15 protein-coding genes are annotated in these 17543 nt (G+C 58.4%); all 15 read right to left on the reverse strand.

Annotated features, from left to right (window positions below):
- Positions 1–139 precede the first annotated feature (139 nt).
- The 15 genes from accA to pyrH all read right to left on the reverse strand — a co-directional run bounded on the left by accA (position 140) and on the right by pyrH (position 17524).
- The gene (gene accA / locus N018_RS18480; protein ID WP_024644399.1) at positions 140–1087 is read right to left on the reverse strand and encodes an acetyl-CoA carboxylase carboxyl transferase subunit alpha; all 948 of its coding nucleotides are present in this window, start codon (positions 1085–1087) and stop codon (positions 140–142) included.
- Positions 1088–1214: 127 nt separating this feature from the next.
- The gene (gene dnaE / locus N018_RS18485; protein ID WP_024644398.1) at positions 1215–4736 is read right to left on the reverse strand and encodes a DNA polymerase III subunit alpha; all 3522 of its coding nucleotides are present in this window, start codon (positions 4734–4736) and stop codon (positions 1215–1217) included.
- A 63-nt stretch (positions 4737–4799) separates the two neighbouring features.
- Positions 4800–5453, reverse strand: a complete 654-nt coding sequence (gene rnhB, locus N018_RS18490; RefSeq protein ID WP_024644397.1) for a ribonuclease HII — start codon at positions 5451–5453, stop codon at positions 4800–4802.
- Between the two features lie 11 nt (positions 5454–5464).
- Complete coding sequence (gene lpxB / locus N018_RS18495) at positions 5465–6607, reverse strand: lipid-A-disaccharide synthase (RefSeq protein WP_025390429.1); 1143 nt, start codon at positions 6605–6607, stop codon at positions 5465–5467.
- Between the two features lie 2 nt (positions 6608–6609).
- Positions 6610–7386, reverse strand: a complete 777-nt coding sequence (gene lpxA, locus N018_RS18500) for an acyl-ACP--UDP-N-acetylglucosamine O-acyltransferase (RefSeq protein WP_024644395.1) — start codon at positions 7384–7386, stop codon at positions 6610–6612.
- On the reverse strand, positions 7383–7823 hold the full coding sequence (gene fabZ, locus N018_RS18505; protein WP_024644394.1) for a 3-hydroxyacyl-ACP dehydratase FabZ: 441 nt from the start codon (positions 7821–7823) through the stop codon (positions 7383–7385). The genes lpxA and fabZ overlap by 4 nt, the downstream gene beginning before the upstream one ends.
- Before the next feature lie 109 nt (positions 7824–7932).
- Positions 7933–8988 carry a UDP-3-O-(3-hydroxymyristoyl)glucosamine N-acyltransferase gene (gene lpxD, locus N018_RS18510; protein WP_024644393.1) on the reverse strand — a complete coding sequence of 352 codons (1056 nt, stop codon included), beginning with the start codon at positions 8986–8988 and terminating at the stop codon, positions 7933–7935.
- A 2-nt stretch (positions 8989–8990) separates the two neighbouring features.
- Positions 8991–9494, reverse strand: a complete 504-nt coding sequence (locus N018_RS18515; RefSeq protein WP_024644392.1) for an OmpH family outer membrane protein — start codon at positions 9492–9494, stop codon at positions 8991–8993.
- Between the two features lie 45 nt (positions 9495–9539).
- Complete coding sequence (gene bamA / locus N018_RS18520; protein ID WP_024644391.1) at positions 9540–11915, reverse strand: outer membrane protein assembly factor BamA; 2376 nt, start codon at positions 11913–11915, stop codon at positions 9540–9542.
- A gap of 74 nt (positions 11916–11989) precedes the next feature.
- A complete protein-coding gene (rseP, locus tag N018_RS18525) occupies positions 11990–13342 on the reverse strand; it encodes a sigma E protease regulator RseP (protein WP_024644390.1) in 1353 nt (450 codons plus the stop codon).
- A gap of 110 nt (positions 13343–13452) precedes the next feature.
- Positions 13453–14643 (reverse strand): 1-deoxy-D-xylulose-5-phosphate reductoisomerase, encoded by a 1191-nt coding sequence (gene ispC, locus N018_RS18530; RefSeq protein WP_025390430.1) that lies wholly within the window; start codon positions 14641–14643, stop codon positions 13453–13455.
- Positions 14640–15455 (reverse strand): phosphatidate cytidylyltransferase, encoded by an 816-nt coding sequence (locus N018_RS18535; protein WP_024644388.1) that lies wholly within the window; start codon positions 15453–15455, stop codon positions 14640–14642. Before N018_RS18535 ends, ispC begins: the two co-directional genes overlap by 4 nt.
- Complete coding sequence (gene uppS, locus N018_RS18540) at positions 15455–16210, reverse strand: polyprenyl diphosphate synthase (protein WP_024644387.1); 756 nt, start codon at positions 16208–16210, stop codon at positions 15455–15457. Before uppS ends, N018_RS18535 begins: the two co-directional genes overlap by 1 nt.
- A gap of 16 nt (positions 16211–16226) precedes the next feature.
- Positions 16227–16784 carry a ribosome recycling factor gene (gene frr, locus N018_RS18545; protein ID WP_007250149.1) on the reverse strand — a complete coding sequence of 186 codons (558 nt, stop codon included), beginning with the start codon at positions 16782–16784 and terminating at the stop codon, positions 16227–16229.
- Entirely contained in the window at positions 16781–17524 is a 744-nt protein-coding gene (gene pyrH, locus N018_RS18550; protein WP_007250148.1) for a UMP kinase, read from the reverse strand. The genes frr and pyrH overlap by 4 nt, the downstream gene beginning before the upstream one ends.
- Positions 17525–17543 lie beyond the last annotated feature (19 nt).

A 17543-nucleotide genomic window follows, 5' to 3' on the forward strand; every position in this document is an offset into this window, starting at 1 on the left:
CGGGCTTTGCCTGTTCGCACACTGACAGCTTCAGTGCTTAAGCAAGCCCTTTCGCGAACAAACGAAGCGTCGCGCGGTACGCTCCCACGCCCTTCGGGCAGAAGCCCGCAAGGCGTGGAAACAATCGGGGCGAGGCAGCTTACAGGCCGTAGCTCATCAGTCGCTCATAACGGCGCGCCAGCAGCGCGTCATTGTCGAACTCCTTGAGCATGGCCAACTGGCTGCTCAGCTCTTCACGGATCAGACCTGCTGCCGCCACCGGATCACGGTGCGCGCCGCCCAATGGCTCTGCGATAACCTTGTCGACGATACCCAGGCCTTTCAGGCGATCAGCCGTGATACCCATGGCTTCGGCAGCATCCGGTGCCTTCTCGGCGGTCTTCCACAGAATCGACGCACAGCCTTCCGGAGAGATCACCGCATAGGTCGAATACTGCAGCATGTTCAATTGGTCGCAGACGCCAATCGCCAGCGCACCACCAGAACCGCCTTCGCCAATGACTGTGGCGATGATCGGGGTTTTCAGACGCGCCATCACACGCAGGTTCCAGGCGATTGCTTCGCTCTGGTTGCGCTCTTCGGCGTCGATGCCCGGATAGGCACCCGGCGTGTCGATGAAGGTCAGGATCGGCATCTTGAAACGCTCGGCCATCTCCATCAGACGGCAGGCCTTGCGGTAGCCTTCGGGACGCGGCATGCCGAAGTTGCGACGAACCTTCTCGCGGACTTCACGGCCTTTCTGATGACCGATGATCATGACCGGCTGATTGTCCAGACGAGCGATGCCGCCAACAATCGCAGCGTCATCGGAGAAGTGCCGATCGCCATGCAACTCGTCGAACTCGGTAAAAATGTTTTCGATGTAATCCAGTGTGTACGGACGGCGCGGATGACGCGCCATGCGCGCGATCTGCCAGCTGGTCAGGTTACCGAAGATACTTTCGGTGAGCGTCTTGCTCTTGTCCTGCAACCGGGATATCTCGTCGCCGATGTTCAGCGAGTTGTCATTGCCCACCAGGCGCAGCTCTTCGATTTTGGCCTGCAAGTCAGCGATAGGCTGTTCGAAATCAAGAAAATTCGGGTTCATAGGCATCCGTCTTGGGTAAACGGCCAAGAGGCCGGCCGGTTGATCCGTCTGCGCCTTTCCTGTTCGGAACAGGCGCGGTCAGGTCGAAATTAAATTCAGCGTCGAGCGCAGGTCGGGCCTGCGGCATTCAACGATACTGGAGAAAGACGTTCTCACGCCCGAACTGGTCACGCAGAGCTTGAATCAAGCTGTCTGCAGGATCAATACGCCAGGCTTCTCCCAATTGCAGCAATGCTCTGGCGTCCTGCCCCGTGTAGTCCACCGTGATCGGGCAGGCACCGCGATGGCGCTTGCACAGATCACCCAGCCAGCGCAGCCGGTCACCCTTGAGTGCGTCGGCATGCACCGTCACACGCAGGCTTTCGGCCAGATTGGTACGCGCATCCTCGATACTCATGACACGTTTGGCGCGCAGTCGCAGCCCGCCGGAGAAGTCATCGTTGCTCACTTCACCTTCGACCACAACCATAGCATCGGTCTGCAGCAACGACTGGGCCGAATGAAACGCCTCGGCAAACAGCGATGCTTCGATACGTGCCGAGCGGTCGTCCAGGGTAATGAACCCCATCTTGTCGCCCTTCTTGTTCTTCATCACGCGCAGGGCGATGATCAGGCCGGCCACCGTCTGCGTGTCTCTGGCCGGTTTGAGGTCAATGATCCGCTGACGGGCAAAGCGGCGGATTTCGCCTTCGTACTCGTCAATCGGGTGCCCGGTCAGGTACAGCCCCAGGGTTTCCTTCTCGCCACGCAGGCGATCCTTGAGGCTCAGCTCACGGGTCTTGCGATGATTGGCATAAACGTCGGCATCCGCTTCGACGAACAGGCCGCCGAACAGGTCCGAGTGACCACTGTCGCGACTGCGCGCCGTCTGCTCGGCAGCCTGAATGGCCTCTTCCAGCGCCGCGAGCAATACCGAACGGTTACGGTCGATATTGGCCTGATACGCCTTGGGTTCCAGTTCGAAGTACGGACCGAGACGATCCAGCGCACCACTGCGAATCAGACCGTCCAGGGTTCGCTTGTTGACTCGCTTGAGGTCGACCCGGGCACAGAAATCGAACAGGTCCTTGAACGGCCCACTCTGGCGCGCGTCGGTGATGGCCTCGACGGGCCCCTCGCCCACGCCCTTGATCGCACCAAGACCGTAAAGAATGCGGCCGTCGTCGCTGACCGTGAACTTGAACTCGGAGATGTTCACGTCCGGCGCGTCGAGGCGCAGTTTCATGGTGCGCACTTCTTCGATCAAGGTCACGACCTTGTCGGTGTTGTGCATGTCCGCCGACAGCACGGCAGCCATGAACGGCGCCGGATAGTGCGTCTTCAGCCAGGCGGTCTGGTAAGACACCAGTCCATAAGCCGCCGAGTGAGATTTGTTGAAGCCGTAACCGGCGAATTTCTCCACCAGGTCGAAAATGTTACCGGCAAGGTCCGGGTCGATATTATTGGTCTTGCAACCGTCGATGAAACCGCCGCGCTGCTTGGCCATTTCCTCAGGCTTCTTCTTGCCCATCGCCCGACGCAGCATGTCCGCACCGCCAAGGGTGTAACCGGCCATGACCTGGGCGATCTGCATCACCTGTTCCTGATACAGAATGATGCCGTAAGTCGGTGCCAGCACCGGCTTCAGGCCTTCGTACTGGTAATCGACATGCGGGTAGGACAGCTCGGCGCGCCCGTGCTTACGGTTGATGAAGTCATCCACCATGCCCGATTGCAGAGGGCCGGGACGGAACAGCGCCACCAGTGCGATCAAGTCTTCCAGACAGTCGGGCTTGAGCTTTTTGATCAGCTCTTTCATGCCGCGCGACTCAAGCTGGAACACCGCCGTGGTTTCGGCCCGCTGCAACAGCTGATAGGTCGGCATGTCGTCGAGCGGAATGAACGCGATGTCCAACGGCTCTTCGTCGACCTTGGCGCGCTCGCGGTTGATGGTCTTGAGCGCCCAGTCGATGATGGTCAGGGTACGCAGGCCGAGGAAGTCGAACTTCACCAGCCCGGCCGCCTCGACATCGTCCTTGTCGAACTGGGTCACCAGACCGTCACCGGCCTCGTCGCAATAGATCGGCGAGAAGTCCGTCAGCTTGGTCGGGGCGATGACCACACCACCGGCGTGCTTGCCGACGTTACGCACAATGCCTTCCAGCTTGAGCGCCATCTCCCAGATTTCCGCAGCTTCCTCGTCGACCTTGAGGAAGTCACGGAGGATTTCTTCCTGCTCGTAGGCTTTTTCGAGGGTCATGCCGACTTCGAACGGGATCATCTTCGACAGACGATCCGCCAGGCCGTAGGACTTGCCCTGCACCCGCGCCACGTCGCGAACCACAGCCTTGGCAGCCATGGAACCAAAGGTAATGATCTGGCTGACCGCGTTGCGCCCGTATTTCTCGGCCACATACTCGATGACCCGATCGCGGCCGTCCATGCAGAAGTCGACGTCGAAGTCGGGCATGGAAACCCGCTCGGGGTTCAGGAAGCGTTCGAACAGCAGGTCGTATTCCAGCGGATCAAGGTCGGTGATCTTCTGCACATAGGCAACCAGTGAACCGGCACCCGAACCACGGCCCGGCCCCACCGGCACACCGTTGCTCTTGGCCCACTGGATGAAGTCCATCACGATCAGGAAATAGCCGGGGAAGCCCATCTGGATAATGATATCCAGCTCGAAATTCAGCCGGTCGACGTAGACCTGACGTTTGGCCTCGTAATCTTCGGTCGTGTCCTTTGGCAACAGGACAGAAAGACGCTCTTCAAGGCCGTCGAACGAGACTTTGCGGAAATACTCGTCGATGGTCATGCCATCGGGAATCGGGAAGTTGGGCAGGAAGTGAGTGCCCAGCTTGACGTCGATGTTGCAGCGTTTGGCAATCTCGACGGTGTTTTCGAGGGCTTCCGGCAGGTCGCTGAACAGCTCGGCCATTTCTTCCGGGCTTTTCAGGTATTGCTGATCGCTGTAGTTGTGCGAGCGACGCGGGTCGTCCAGCGCACGGCCTTCGCCGATGCACACACGGGTCTCATGGGCCTCGAAGTCGGCCTGCTTGATGAAGCGCACATCGTTGGTCGCCACCAGCGGCGCACCGTGGCGCTGGGCAAGGGCTACAGCGGCGTGCAGATGCTCTTCGTCATTGGTGCGATTGGTGCGCTGAACTTCGATATAGAAGCGGTCAGGAAAGACTTCCAGCCACTCGCGCAACAGTTCGTCCGCCTCGCCGGGATTACCGCCTAGCAGCGCCATGCCGATCTCGCCTTCCTTGGCCGCAGAAAGCGCAATCACGCCTTCGCTGGCCTGCGCAACCCACTGGCGCTGGATGACGATCTGACCGTTGCGCTGGCCTTCGATGAAGCCGCGCGAGATCAGCTCGGTCAGATTGCGATAGCCCTGGGCGTTCATCGCCAACAGGCTTATGCGGCTGAGCGCGGCATCTTCGTCCCGGCCCGCCAGCCACAGATCGACACCACAGATCGGCTTGATGCCCGAGCCCTGCGCGGCCTTGTAGAACTTGACCAGCGAACACATGTTGTTCTGATCGGTCACCGCCACGGCGGGCATGTTCATGCCGGTCAGCGCCTTGATCAACGGTTTGACCCGGACCAGACCGTCAACCAGCGAATATTCGGTGTGCAGGCGTAGATGAACGAAAGAAGCCGGCATGGTGATCCTATAACGCGAAAATACAAACGAAGGGCGGGATTGTAGCGGCCTCCGGCAGAAACGTCAGTCCTGAAGCAAACCGATCGACGACGAGAGCGCTTCGCCGATGATCATCCCGGCACGTGCTTCGTGGGCGGCACGCACAGGCGCGAAAGAACGCCGATGAATGGGCGTAGGGCCCAGCCGGGCCAGCGCTTCCAGATGCACCGGCGTAGGATAACCCTTGTGCCCGCCGATGCCATAACCCGGATAAACCAGCTCAAGCTCGGCCATTTCCCGATCCCGGCTCACCTTGGCCAGAATCGATGCCGCAGCGATGGCCGGTACTTTGGCATCACCCTGCACCACCGGCGCAGAAGGCACGGACAATTGCGGGCAGCGGTTGCCGTCGATCAGGGCCAGTCTTGGCGTGATCACCAGGCCTTCGACTGCGCGCTTCATGGCCAGCATCGTGGCGTGCAAAATGTTCAGTTGATCAATTTCTTCGACTTCGGCCCGGGCGATGAACCAGCACAGGGCTTTTTCCTGAATCTCGACAAACAGCTTTTCCCGTTTAGCCTGGGTCAGCTTTTTCGAGTCATTCAGCCCGAGGATGGGTCGGGTCGGGTCAAGAATGACGGCAGCCGTGACCACGGCACCGCACAGCGGGCCACGTCCGACTTCATCAACGCCTGCGACCAGATCCTCAACCAGGGTGAAATCCAGACCTGTCTGCATGGTAGGCGAACTCACAGTGCGGGTGACTGGCCGAGCAGGCCCAGTACTGCATCAGCCGCCTGATTGGAGGCATCACGCCGCAGGACCCGATGAATCTCGTCGAACCCTGCGGTCTGCGCATGCCCGTCGTCGATCAACGGCAGCAGCGCCCGGGCCAGTGTCTCGGCGGTGGCATCATCCTGAAGCAACTCCGGCACCAGCAGCCGCTGGGCAAGGAGATTTGGCAGTGACACATAAGGGCTTTTGACCAGCCGTTTAAGTATCCAGAATGTCAGCGGTGCCATGCGGTAGGCGACGACCATCGGCCGCTTGTAGAGCAGCGCTTCCAGCGTGGCAGTACCGGAGGCGATAAGCACCGCATCACAGGCGGCCAGTGCAATGTGTGACTGACCGTCAAGCAACGTGACGGGCAAGTTGCGACCCTGCAACAGCTCTTCGACCTGAACACGCCGCTGCGGGTTGGCACACGGCAATACGAACCGCACGGTGGGCCGCTCGGCCAGCAAACGCTCGGCAGCATCAAAGAACAGACCGCCAAGACGACCCACTTCACCGCCACGGCTGCCTGGCATCAGCGCAACAACCGGGCCCTGCGCGGCAAAGCCCAGTTGGGCCCGAGCAGCGGCCCGATCGGATTCGAGGGGAATGGTATCGGCCAGCGGATGGCCGACAAACCGCACCGGCACGCCCTTCTCTTCGTAGAAACGCGCCTCGAACGGCAGCAGGGTCAGCATCAGGTCGCAGCCTTCGCGAATCTTCAAGACCCGCTTCTGGCGCCAGGCCCAGACTGACGGGCTGACGTAGTGCACGGTCTTGATGCCGGCACGACGCAATTGCAACTCGATATTGAGCGTGAAATCAGGGGCATCGATACCGATGAATGCGTCCGGCTTCTCTTTGATCAGGGTCTGGACCAGCAACTTGCGGCGGGCCAAAAGCTCACGTAGACGACCCAGCACTTCCACCAGCCCCATAACCGACAGGCGTTCCATAGGGAAATAAGACTGCATGCCCTCCGCCTCCATCAACGGACCACCGACGCCGATGAACTGAACATCGGGGTGGTGCGTCTTGATGGCGCGCATCAGGCCGGAACCGAGAATATCGCCAGAGGCCTCGCCAGCGACCAGCGCAATGCGTAATGGGCTGGTCATGATTAGCGGATAATGCCGCGAGTCGATGTCTGAATGGACTCGACGAACACTGCGACTTCAGGAAACTGTGCCGCAGGTTCGGCCAGTTCGGTCAGCGCCTGGGCAATGGTCAGCCCTTGGCGGTAGACGGTTTTGTAGGCTCTGCGCAGCGCGTGAATGGCTTCCTCGGAGAAGCCGCGACGACGCATGCCTTCGAAGTTCATGCTGCGCGCCTCGGCCGGGTTGCCGAACACCGTGACAAACGCAGGAACGTCTTTGCCGATGGCCGTGCCCATTCCGGAAAAACTGTGCGCGCCGATATGGCAAAACTGATGCACAAGGGTGAAACCGGACAGAATCGCCCAGTCGTCAACGTGAACATGGCCAGCCAACGCTGTGTTGTTGACCAGAATAACGTGATTGCCGATCACACTGTCATGGCCAATATGCGCATAGGCCATGATCAGATTATGATCACCCAGGGTGGTTTCAGCGCGGTCCTGAATGGTGCCACGGTGGATGGTCACGCCTTCGCGAATCACATTGTGATCACCAATCACCAGGCGGGTCTCTTCGCCCTTGTACTTGAGATCAGGCGTGTCTTCGCCCACCGATGAAAACTGATAGATGCGGTTATGCTTGCCGATCTTCGTTGGTCCCTTGAGGACAACGTGAGGACCGATGACTGTACCCTCGCCAATTTCCACACCGGCTCCGATAATCGACCAAGGGCCGACCTCAACGCTGTCGGCCAGAACGGCCGTCGGATCGATGATTGCGCGAGAGTCAATCAAACTCATAGTTTACGTTCCGCACAGATGATTTCGGCGGAGCATACAGCCTTGCCATCAACGGTCGCCTTGCACAGGAACTTCCAGATCTGGCGCTTGCTGCTCAGGAACTGGGCTTCAAGGACCAGCTTGTCGCCCGGCAGAACCGGCTGACGGAAACGCAGTTTGTCCGAACCCACGAAATAATAGAGAGTACCGTCGGATGGCTTGCTGTCGAGCATCTTGAACGCAAGAATACCGGCTGCCTGTGCCATCGCTTCGATGATCAACACGCCCGGCATGATTGGATGCTCAGGGAAATGACCGTTGAAAAAAGGCTCGTTGACGCTGACATTCTTGTAGGCGCAAATGTTCTTGTTCTCGATATCCAGCTCGGTCACACGGTCCACCAGCAGGAACGGGTAACGATGAGGCAGGTATTCGCGAATTTCTTTGATGTCCATCATTTCGAGGGGAAGCCTGTAGTAAAGATTAGGAGTGCGTCGCGACTGCGCAGCACCCCTCTACATCAAGGAGGCAGTTTATCGACTGTGCACACTTGATATTAAAAAGGTATCAGCCATCAGATGAGCGATTAACCGAAGAGGTCACCGTCTCTACAACCTTTTCGAGCTTTTGCAGACGCCTCGCCATGTCGTCGATCTTGCGCAGACGAGCTGCACTCTTTCGCCATTCGGCAGCAGGCTGCATCGCCGTACCTGAAGAGTAGGAACCCGGCTCGGTAATGGAGTGCGTAACCATGGTCATTCCGGTGATGAAGACGCCATCACAAATCTCGATATGCCCGACCAGACCGACACCACCTGCGAACATGCAATGCTTGCCGATCTTTGTGCTTCCGGAAATACCGACACAGGCGGCCATCGCCGTGTGATCACCAATCTGCACGTTGTGGGCGATCTGAATCTGGTTATCCAGCTTCACACCGTTGCCTATACGCGTGTCATCCAGTGCACCGCGGTCAATCGCTGTATTGACGCCGATTTCGACATCATCACCCAGGGTGACGCCGCCGATCTGTGCGATCTTCTGCCAGACACCTTTCTCGTTGGCAAAACCAAAACCTTCGCCCCCCAGTACTGCACCTGACTGAATAACCACACGTTTACCAATACGAACATCGTGGTAAAGCGTCACACGCGGCGCCAGCCAGCCACCCTCGCCAATCTCGCAGCGAGCGCCGATAAAGCAGTGAGCACCAATGGTGACACCTGCAGCAATACGCGCACCGCTCTCGACCACGGCAAAAGCACCAATGCTGGCGGCTGGATCAACCTCGGCATCCTCGGCAATTACTGCTGTCGGGTGCACGCCCGCCGCGCTTTTAGGCTTGGGGTCGAACAAATGGGATATACGCGCATAAGCCAGATAAGGATCCGGAACCAGCAGCGCATCTCCGGCATAGCCGTCGGCATCTGCCGGCTTGAGCAGCAAGGCAGCCGCTTGGGCATCAACCAGGAATTTACGGTATTGAGGATGTGCCAGGAAACTTATCTGACCAGGGCCGGCCTCTTGCAAGGAGGCCAGCCCGGTGATGTCCTTGTCCTTGTCGCCACGCAATGTGGCGCCAAGGAACTCGGCCAAATGACCGAGCTTGATGACTATGCTCATGATTACTTCAGCTGGTTCATGCGCTCGATGACCTGGCGAGTCACGTCGTACTGAGGCTTGACGTCAATCACCGCACCGCGCTCGAAGACCAGATCGAAACCACCTTTCTTGATGACTTCTTCAACAGCCTGATCCAGCTTCGGCTTGAGCTGTTTGAGCATTTCACGGTCGGCCACTGCCTTGGCTTCGTTCAGTTCCTTGGACTGGAACTGGAAGTCGCGGGCCTTTTGCTTGAACTCAAGCTCCAGACGCTCGCGCTCAGGCTGAGCCATCTTGTCGCCACCGCTTACCAGACGGTCCTGGATGCCCTTGGCGCTGCTTTCCAGGCTTTTCAGCTTGGTGAGTTGCGGGCCGAATTTTTTCTCGGCATCGACTGCGTAACGCTTGGCGGCGTCGGATTCCAGCAGGGCCATCTGATAATTCAGGACCGCGATTTTCATTTCAGCAAATGCAGGGCTGGCAACCAATACGGTGGCCAGCATTACCAGTTGAGTCAACTTACGCACAATACAACTCCTACAAAATTCGTTGCGTTATCAAAGATCAGACGCTTAGAAAGTCTGACCCAGGGAGAATTGGAATACCTGAGTTTCTGCTTCGTCGTCCGGCTTCTTAATCGGCATCGCCAAGGCAAAGCTCAGAGGGCCGAGCGCGGTGATCCAGGTGACGCCGATACCCACAGAGCTGGCCATACCGGACAGGTCGATGTTATTGCATTCGACCGTTTTGCCAGAAGCAGATGTCTTGTTGGAATCACACTTGGTATCGAATACGTTACCGACATCCCAGAAAACGGAGGTACGGAGAGAACGTTGATCCTTGACGAATGGCAGCGGGAACATGACTTCTACACCACCCTGAACCAGAGCGTTGCCGCCGAACGGCAGTGGATCCTGGTCTGGATCTGCAAGGGTACCCGGCCTGGAACCGTTGCTTGGCGTACTACGCGGACCTAGCGTGCTGTCCTTGAAGCCACGAACCGAGTTGAAGCCACCGGCATAGTAGTTCTCGTAGAACGGCAGACCCGAGGTCGAACCATAACCATCGCCATAACCCAGCTCGGTGTGCAGACGCAGGGTGTAGTTGTCGGTGATCGGGTGGAAATACTGAGCACGGTAATCCAGCTTGAAGAACGACAGGTCGCTGCCCGGCAAGGTGGATTCGAACACCAGGCTTTGCGAGTGACCACGGGTCGCCAGCACGCCTTTGTTCAGGGTCGATTCAGACCAGCCTACCGAACCCTTGAAGTTCAGATACTTGTCGCCTTCGCGGTTAACGAAGTCGAAAATCTCGTCAACGGTATATTTACCGGTCTTGATCTCATCCTGCTGCACGGTCAGGCCGTAGGTCAGGCGCGAGGTCTCGCTGATCGGGTAACCGAGGTTGATACCGGCACCCAGGCTGTCTACTGCGTAGCTTGCCACATCAACGTCGAGGTCATCGTAGTTGGTGGTGCGGTAGAACGCGTTGTAACCCAGGCTGACACCGTCCGGCGTGTAGTACGGATCGACATAGCTGAAGTTGTAACGACTCTGGTATTCACTGCGGGTCAGACCGATGCTGACCTTGTTACCCGTACCCAGGAAGTTGTTCTGGCTGATCGAACCACCCAGGATCAGACCGGCACTCTGTGCGAAGCCGACGCTGGCGGTGATCGAACCGGAAGCCTGTTCTTCAACGGCGTAGTTCACGTCCACCTGATCGTCGGTACCCGGCACAGGCGGCGTTTCGACGTTGACTTCCTTGAAGAAGCCCAGGCGATCAAGACGGGTTTTCGACTGATCAATCAGGTAGGTAGAAGCCCAGCCGCCTTCCATCTGACGCATTTCGCGGCGCAGCACTTCGTCTTCCGACTTGGTGTTGCCACGGTAGTTGATGCGGTTGACGTAGGCACGCTTGCCCGGATCGACCACAAAGGTGATGTCGACCGTGTGATCTTCGTTGTTCGGAGTCGGCACACCGTTGACGTTGGCGAAGGTATAGCCTTCGTTACCCAGACGACGGGTGATGAGCTCGGAGGTAGTGGTCATGACCTTGCGCGAGAACACCTGCCCTGGCTGCACCAGCAACAGGGATTTGACCTGGTCTTCAGGCACTTTCAGGTCGCCGCTGAGCTTGACCGACTTTACGCTGTACTTCTCGCCTTCGTTGACATTGACCGTGATGTACACGTTCTTCTTGTCAGGCGTGATCGACACCTGGGTCGAGGCGATATCCATGTTGATATAGCCGCGATCAAGGTAGTAGGAACGCAGACGCTCAAGGTCGCCGGACAGCTTCTCGCGAGCATACTTGTCATCGTTCTTGAAGAACGAGAGCCAGTTGCTGGTCTTGAGTTCGAACAGATCGGTCAGGTCTTCATCAGAGAAAACCGTGTTACCGACCACGTTGATGTGCTGAATGGAGGCAACGGTGCCTTCATTGATATCGATCTTCAGACCCACGCGGTTACGCGGCTGAGGTATGACCTCTGCGTCAACCGTAGCGGAGTAACGGCCCTGGGCAACGTATTGGCGTTGCAGTTCGTTACGCACACCTTCAAGGGTCGCACGCTGGAAAATTTCACCTTCGGCAAGACCGGACTGTTTCAGCCCCTTCATCAGGTCTTCAGTCGAGATGGCCTTGTTGCCCTCGATTTCGATGCTGGCAACCGACGGGCGCTCAACGACGTTGATGACCAGCACATTGCCGTCACGACCCAGCTGGATGTCTTGAAAGAAACCGGTTTTGAACAACGAACGGGTAGCATCGACCAGACGACCGTCATCCGCCTGCTCGCCTACGTTCAGCGGCAACGCACCAAAGACACTGCCGGCGGATACCCGCTGCAGGCCGTTGACACGGATATCGGAGATGGTGAAGGACTCGGCGTGAACTTCAGCGATCATCAGTGCGGAAAGAACCGCAGTTAGCAGCAGACGTTTCATGAAGTCCTTTCTTATTCCAACTGGCAATAAACAAACTGCCGCAAAATGCGGCAGATTCGCAACTCGGCAACGCTTTACAATCGGCCCAGATCGTTGACCAGTGCGAGCAACATTACGCCCACCACCAGACTGATACCGATCTGTGCACCCCAACCTTGTACCCTTTCCGAAAGGGGACGACCACGCGCCCACTCGATCAGATAAAACAGCAAATGCCCACCGTCAAGGACGGGAATGGGCAGTAGATTCAGAACCCCGAGGCTTATGCTCAGATAAGCGAGGAAATTCAGAAAATCGCCAATGCCCGACTGGGCCGAAGCGCCCGCCACTTTAGCAATGGTTATCGGTCCACTCAAGTTTTTTACCGAGAGCTCGCCGAACAACATTTTCTTGAGCGAGTCCAGAGTCAGCACGCTCATGCTCCAGGTGCGTTTTACACCCTCGCCCATGGCGGCGAAAGGGCCGTAGCTGACCTCTCGCAACATTTCCGGTGGCCAATCGACAGCTTTTACCCCAGCCCCCAGATAACCTGCGGCGGCCTTGCCCTCACCCTTGACCGCAAGGGTGACTGGCACGTCCATCTGCACGCCGTCACGGTCGATGCGCAGCGACACTTTGGCTTCAGGCCGCTCGCGCACCCGGTCGACAACCTGCTGCCATTCATTGAGCGGCTGACCGTCCATCGAAATCAGACGATCACCTGTCTTGAGGCCGGCACTCTGAGCAGGGCCTTTCGGATCAATCTCTGCCAGCACTGGCAACAAGGCCGGGCGCCACGGGCGAATACCGAGCGATTTGATCGGATCAGGCTCCTCGGCGCCTCTCAGCCAGTCACTCAGCACCAGCTCACGGGAAGTATCGACGGTCGAGCCCTCATCCCGGACCTTGAAAGCGATGGTACCGCTCTCTCCCAATCGACGAACCAGCTGCAAATTGACGGCAGCCCAGCCGGAGGTTGGCTCGCCATCAACTGCAACGATTTCCTGCCCAGACGTCAAACCGGCCTGCTGAGCGATACTGCCGGACTCGACGTTACCGATAACCGGGCGAACCTGCTCGCTGCCCATCATCGCCAGAACCCAGAAAAAGGCGATGGCCAGCAGGAAGTTGGCAGTCGGGCCAGCAATCACAATGGCGATGCGCTGCCCCACGGTCTTGCGGTTAAAGGACTGATCAGCCAGTTCGGGCGGAACATTGCCCTCACGCTCGTCGAGCATCTTCACATAGCCGCCCAGCGGAATCGCGGCAATCACGTACTCGGTGCCCTGACGGTCGTGCCAGCGCACCAGCGGCATACCGAAGCCCACCGAAAAACGCAGCACTTTGACGCCACAGCGCCGAGCCACCCAGAAGTGGCCGAATTCGTGGAAGGTCACCAACACACCCAGAGCAATCAGGGTGCCAAGAATCATGTATAGAGCGCTCATCCGTTTTCTCCAGGTACCGACTGGTCGGTCAGCGTGTTAATCATCACAAGCCTTTGAGGCCTGCCATTGACGCACCACAGCAACCCTTTGGTTCATTCCTTGGCATGTCACTACCGGCCGCTTCTTTCAAGCCATTGCCCTGCCAGCATGCGCGCTTTCGCATCCACCGCAAAAACCGTATCGAGCGCTTCGACGGCGATCACGGGCTCCTGACTCAGGACGTCCTCGATGATACCGGCGATCTCCAGGTAACCGATACGCCGTTCAAGAAATGCCGCACCGGCCACTTCATTGGCTGCATTGAGCATGGCGGGCGCGCTGCCCCCTGCTTCTGCTGCATGCCTGGCGAGCCGCAGACACGGGAAACGTCCTTCGTCTGGCTCCTGAAAATCCAGTTGTCCAATTTTGAAAAGGTCCAGCGGCGCTACGCCGGAGTCTACACGTGCAGGCCAGGCCAGTGCATTGGCGATTGGTGTACGCATGTCGGGATTGCCCAGCTGAGCCAGAACCGAGCCATCAACATAATCGACCAGCGAGTGGATCACGCTCTGGGGGTGGATCACAACCTCGACCTGATCAGGGCGCGCATCGAACAGCCAGCAGGCTTCGATCAACTCAAGCCCCTTGTTCATCATCGTGGCCGAGTCCACAGAAATCTTGCGCCCCATCGACCAGACTGGATGGGCACAGGCCTGCTCCGGGGTTACATCCTGCAACTGATCGAGCGCCGTTTCACGGAACGGACCGCCCGAAGCAGTCAGCATGATACGCCGAACACCGACAGCGCCCAGGCCACGCGAAAAATCGGCAGGCAGGCATTGAAAGATCGCATTGTGCTCACTGTCGATAGGCAGCAGCACCGCGCCGCTGCGCTGTACGGCCTGCATAAACAAGGCGCCGGACATGACCAGCGCTTCCTTGTTGGCCAGCAACACTTTCTTGCCTGCCTCTACAGCGGCAAGGGTCGGACGCAAGCCAGCCGCACCGACAATGGCAGCCATTACCGCATCGACCCGAGGATGCGCCGCCACCTCGCACAGACCACTTTCCCCAACCAGTACACGGGTATCCAGCCCGGCAGCGGCAAGGTCGTCCTGCAATTTACGGGCTACCGCCTGATCCGGCACAACGGCGTATTGCGGCGTGTGCCGCACGCACAAGGCCAGCAGTTCATCCAGACGACTGTAGCCGGTCAGCGCGAACACCCGATACAACGCAGGATGACGCGCAACCACATCAAGCGTACTCAGGCCGATGGAACCGGTGGCCCCCAGAATGGTGATCTGTTGCGGACCACTCACATGACACCCCAGTCAGCAGCCCAGAGCAACACGGCAAACACCGGGATAGCTGCCGTCAGGCTGTCAATGCGGTCCAGTACACCACCATGGCCTGGCAGCAGATTACTGCTGTCCTTGACCCCGGACTGGCGCTTGAACATGCTTTCGGTCAAATCACCGATCACTGAGATGAATACGATCACCGCAGCCCCCAGCAGAGCGGCAATGAACTGGATAACGGACCAGTCGCGGGAAACACCCACCACAGCCGTAATCCCGAGACTGACCACCAAACCGCCGTATACGCCCTCCCAGCTTTTGCCCGGGCTTACCTTGGGTGCGAGCTTGCGCTTGCCGAATGCCTTGCCGGAGAAATAGGCACCGATGTCGGCAGCCCACACCAGCACCATGACCGACAGAATCAGCCAATTGCCCAGCGGCCACTGCTTGATCAGTACCAGACCCTGCCAGGCAGGCAGCAAAATCAGCAGACCGATCACCAGTTTGCACACGGCGCTCGCCCAGTGACTACTGGAGTCGGGATAAGTGAGCACCAGGAACGTCGCCACGCCCCACCAGATGACTGCGGCCACCAGCACCCAGGGCTCAAGCCCCGGCAGCAGGTACATCAGAAAAAGCAGGACAGCGACCACCGCTGCATAGCCGATACGCATCGACTGGGCGGCAAAACCCGCCAGTCGCGCCCATTCCCAGGCACCCAGAACGACAACCACCCCGATAAACAGGGCGAAGTACATGCCGGTCAGCAGGAAAAAACCGCACAGGGCAATCGGCAACAGGATGAGTGCCGTGATGATCCGTTGTTTCAACATTAAGCCCGGGCTCCAGCTTCTACCTGTTCGCTGGTTTTACCGAAGCGACGTTGGCGAGAAGCGAAATCTGCCAGCGCAGCGCGCATGGCATCGTGTTTGAAGTCCGGCCAGAACAGGTCGGAGAAGTACAGCTCGGCATAGGCCAGCTGCCAAAGCAGGAAATTGCTGATGCGGTGCTCGCCACCGGTGCGAATGCACAGATCCGGCAGCGGCAGATCACCGGTGGCCAGACAGGCCTGCAGCAGCTCGGGCGTAATCTCGTCCGGCTGCAAATGCCCGGCCTGAACTTCACGCGCCAGCCGTTGAGCAGCCTGCGCGATGTCCCATTGGCCGCCGTAATTGGCCGCAATCTGCAGCACGAAGCGATGGTTGCCTGACGTCCGCACCTCGGCCTCACGCATCGCTGCCTGAAGCTCGGGATGAAAGCGCGAACGATCGCCAATGATGCGCAAGCTGATGTCATTTTCGTTCAAGCGCTTGGTTTCACGCCTCAGGGCCGTGAAAAACAGCTCCATCAGCGCTCCGACCTCTTCTGCGGGGCGCTGCCAGTTTTCACTGGAGAACGCGAACAGCGTCAGCACTTCGACCTTGGCTTCGGCACAGACCTCGATAACGGCGCGCACAGCATCGACGCCCGCCTTGTGGCCTGCAACGCCTGGCAACAGACGCTTTTTCGCCCAGCGATTATTACCATCCATGATAATCGCGACGTGACGCGGCACCGATGAAGGCGCGGCAGGTTCTATTTTTCCCATGAAAGCGTCCGAAACCTTATACAGCCATCAGATCAGCTTCTTTCTGCTTCACAGCAGCCTCGATTTCCGCCACGAACTTGTCGGTCAGCTTCTGGACATCGTCCGCCGCACGACGCTCTTCGTCTTCACTGATTTCCTTGTCCTTGACCAGGTCTTTCAACTGGCTCAGGGCATCACGACGGATGTTGCGGACAGCAACACGAGCATCTTCAGCAGCGTCGCGGGCCTGCTTGGTGAAGCCCTTGCGGGTTTCTTCGGTCAGCGCCGGCATCGAAATCAGCAGCAGCTCGCCGAGGTTGGTCGGGTTGAAGCCCAGACCGGAGCTCTGGATAGCCTTGTCGACGGCCGCCAGCATGTTGCGCTCGAACGCCACGACCTGCAGGGTGCGCGAATCCTTGACGGTCACGTTGGCAACCTGGCTCAACGGCGTATCGGCACCGTAGTAAGGAACCATGACGCCACCCAGAATGCTTGGGTGTGCCTTGCCGGTACGGATTCGGGTGAAGGCATGGGCCAGCGACTCCAGGCTCTTCTGCATGCGAACCTGAGCGTCTTTCTTGATTTCGTTGATCATTGTTGGGCTTCCTCGATCAGGGTTCCTTCAGCGCCACCATGGACGATATTCAGAAGGGCACCCGGCTTGTTCATATTGAAGACGCGCAGCGGCATCTTGTGATCGCGACACAGACAGATAGCGGTCAGATCCATCACACCCAGCTTGCGATCCAGCACTTCATCGTAAGTCAGATGATCGAACTTCTCGGCATTCGGGTCCTTGAATGGATCTGCGGTGTACACACCATCGACCTTGGTCGCTTTGAGCACCACATCGGCGTCGATCTCGATAGCGCGCAGGCACGCTGCCGAATCGGTCGTGAAGAACGGATTACCCGTACCCGCCGCGAAGATCACCACTTCCTTGGCGCTGAGATGGCGCATCGCCTTGCGACGATCATAGTGATCGGTGACGCCTACCATCGAAATGGCAGACATGACGATCGCTGTGATATTAGCGCGCTCGAGCGCATCACGCATGGCGAGGGCGTTCATCACAGTGGCCAGCATGCCCATGTGGTCGCCTGTTACCCGATCCATGCCGGCAGCGCTCAGGGCTGCGCCACGGAACAGGTTGCCACCACCGATGACCAGACCGACCTGAACGCCGATACCGACCAGTTGGCCGACTTCCAGCGCCATGCGGTCCAGGACCTTGGGGTCGATGCCGAACTCTTCGGAGCCCATGAGGGCCTCGCCGCTAAGCTTGAGTAGAATGCGTTTATAGCGAGCCTGATAACCACTGCCCTGCTGAGCCATTGCGAATCTCTCCTGCGGC

The organism is Pseudomonas syringae CC1557, from assembly GCF_000452705.1.
In the GTDB taxonomy this organism is placed as follows: domain Bacteria; phylum Pseudomonadota; class Gammaproteobacteria; order Pseudomonadales; family Pseudomonadaceae; genus Aquipseudomonas; species Aquipseudomonas syringae_F.

Coding starts and splice junctions, on each gene's coding strand:
- accA (WP_024644399.1), bottom strand. CDS start 1,087: ATGAACCCGAATTTTCTTGATTTCGAACAGCCTATCGCTGACTTGCAG.
- dnaE (WP_024644398.1), bottom strand. CDS start 4,736: ATGCCGGCTTCTTTCGTTCATCTACGCCTGCACACCGAATATTCGCTG.
- rnhB (WP_024644397.1), bottom strand. CDS start 5,453: ATGCAGACAGGTCTGGATTTCACCCTGGTTGAGGATCTGGTCGCAGGC.
- lpxB (WP_025390429.1), bottom strand. CDS start 6,607: ATGACCAGCCCATTACGCATTGCGCTGGTCGCTGGCGAGGCCTCTGGC.
- lpxA (WP_024644395.1), bottom strand. CDS start 7,386: ATGAGTTTGATTGACTCTCGCGCAATCATCGATCCGACGGCCGTTCTG.
- fabZ (WP_024644394.1), bottom strand. CDS start 7,823: ATGATGGACATCAAAGAAATTCGCGAATACCTGCCTCATCGTTACCCG.
- lpxD (WP_024644393.1), bottom strand. CDS start 8,988: ATGAGCATAGTCATCAAGCTCGGTCATTTGGCCGAGTTCCTTGGCGCC.
- bamA (WP_024644391.1), bottom strand. CDS start 11,915: ATGAAACGTCTGCTGCTAACTGCGGTTCTTTCCGCACTGATGATCGCT.
- rseP (WP_024644390.1), bottom strand. CDS start 13,342: ATGAGCGCTCTATACATGATTCTTGGCACCCTGATTGCTCTGGGTGTG.
- N018_RS18535 (WP_024644388.1), bottom strand. CDS start 15,455: ATGTTGAAACAACGGATCATCACGGCACTCATCCTGTTGCCGATTGCC.
- uppS (WP_024644387.1), bottom strand. CDS start 16,210: ATGGGAAAAATAGAACCTGCCGCGCCTTCATCGGTGCCGCGTCACGTC.
- frr (WP_007250149.1), bottom strand. CDS start 16,784: ATGATCAACGAAATCAAGAAAGACGCTCAGGTTCGCATGCAGAAGAGC.
- pyrH (WP_007250148.1), bottom strand. CDS start 17,524: ATGGCTCAGCAGGGCAGTGGTTATCAGGCTCGCTATAAACGCATTCTA.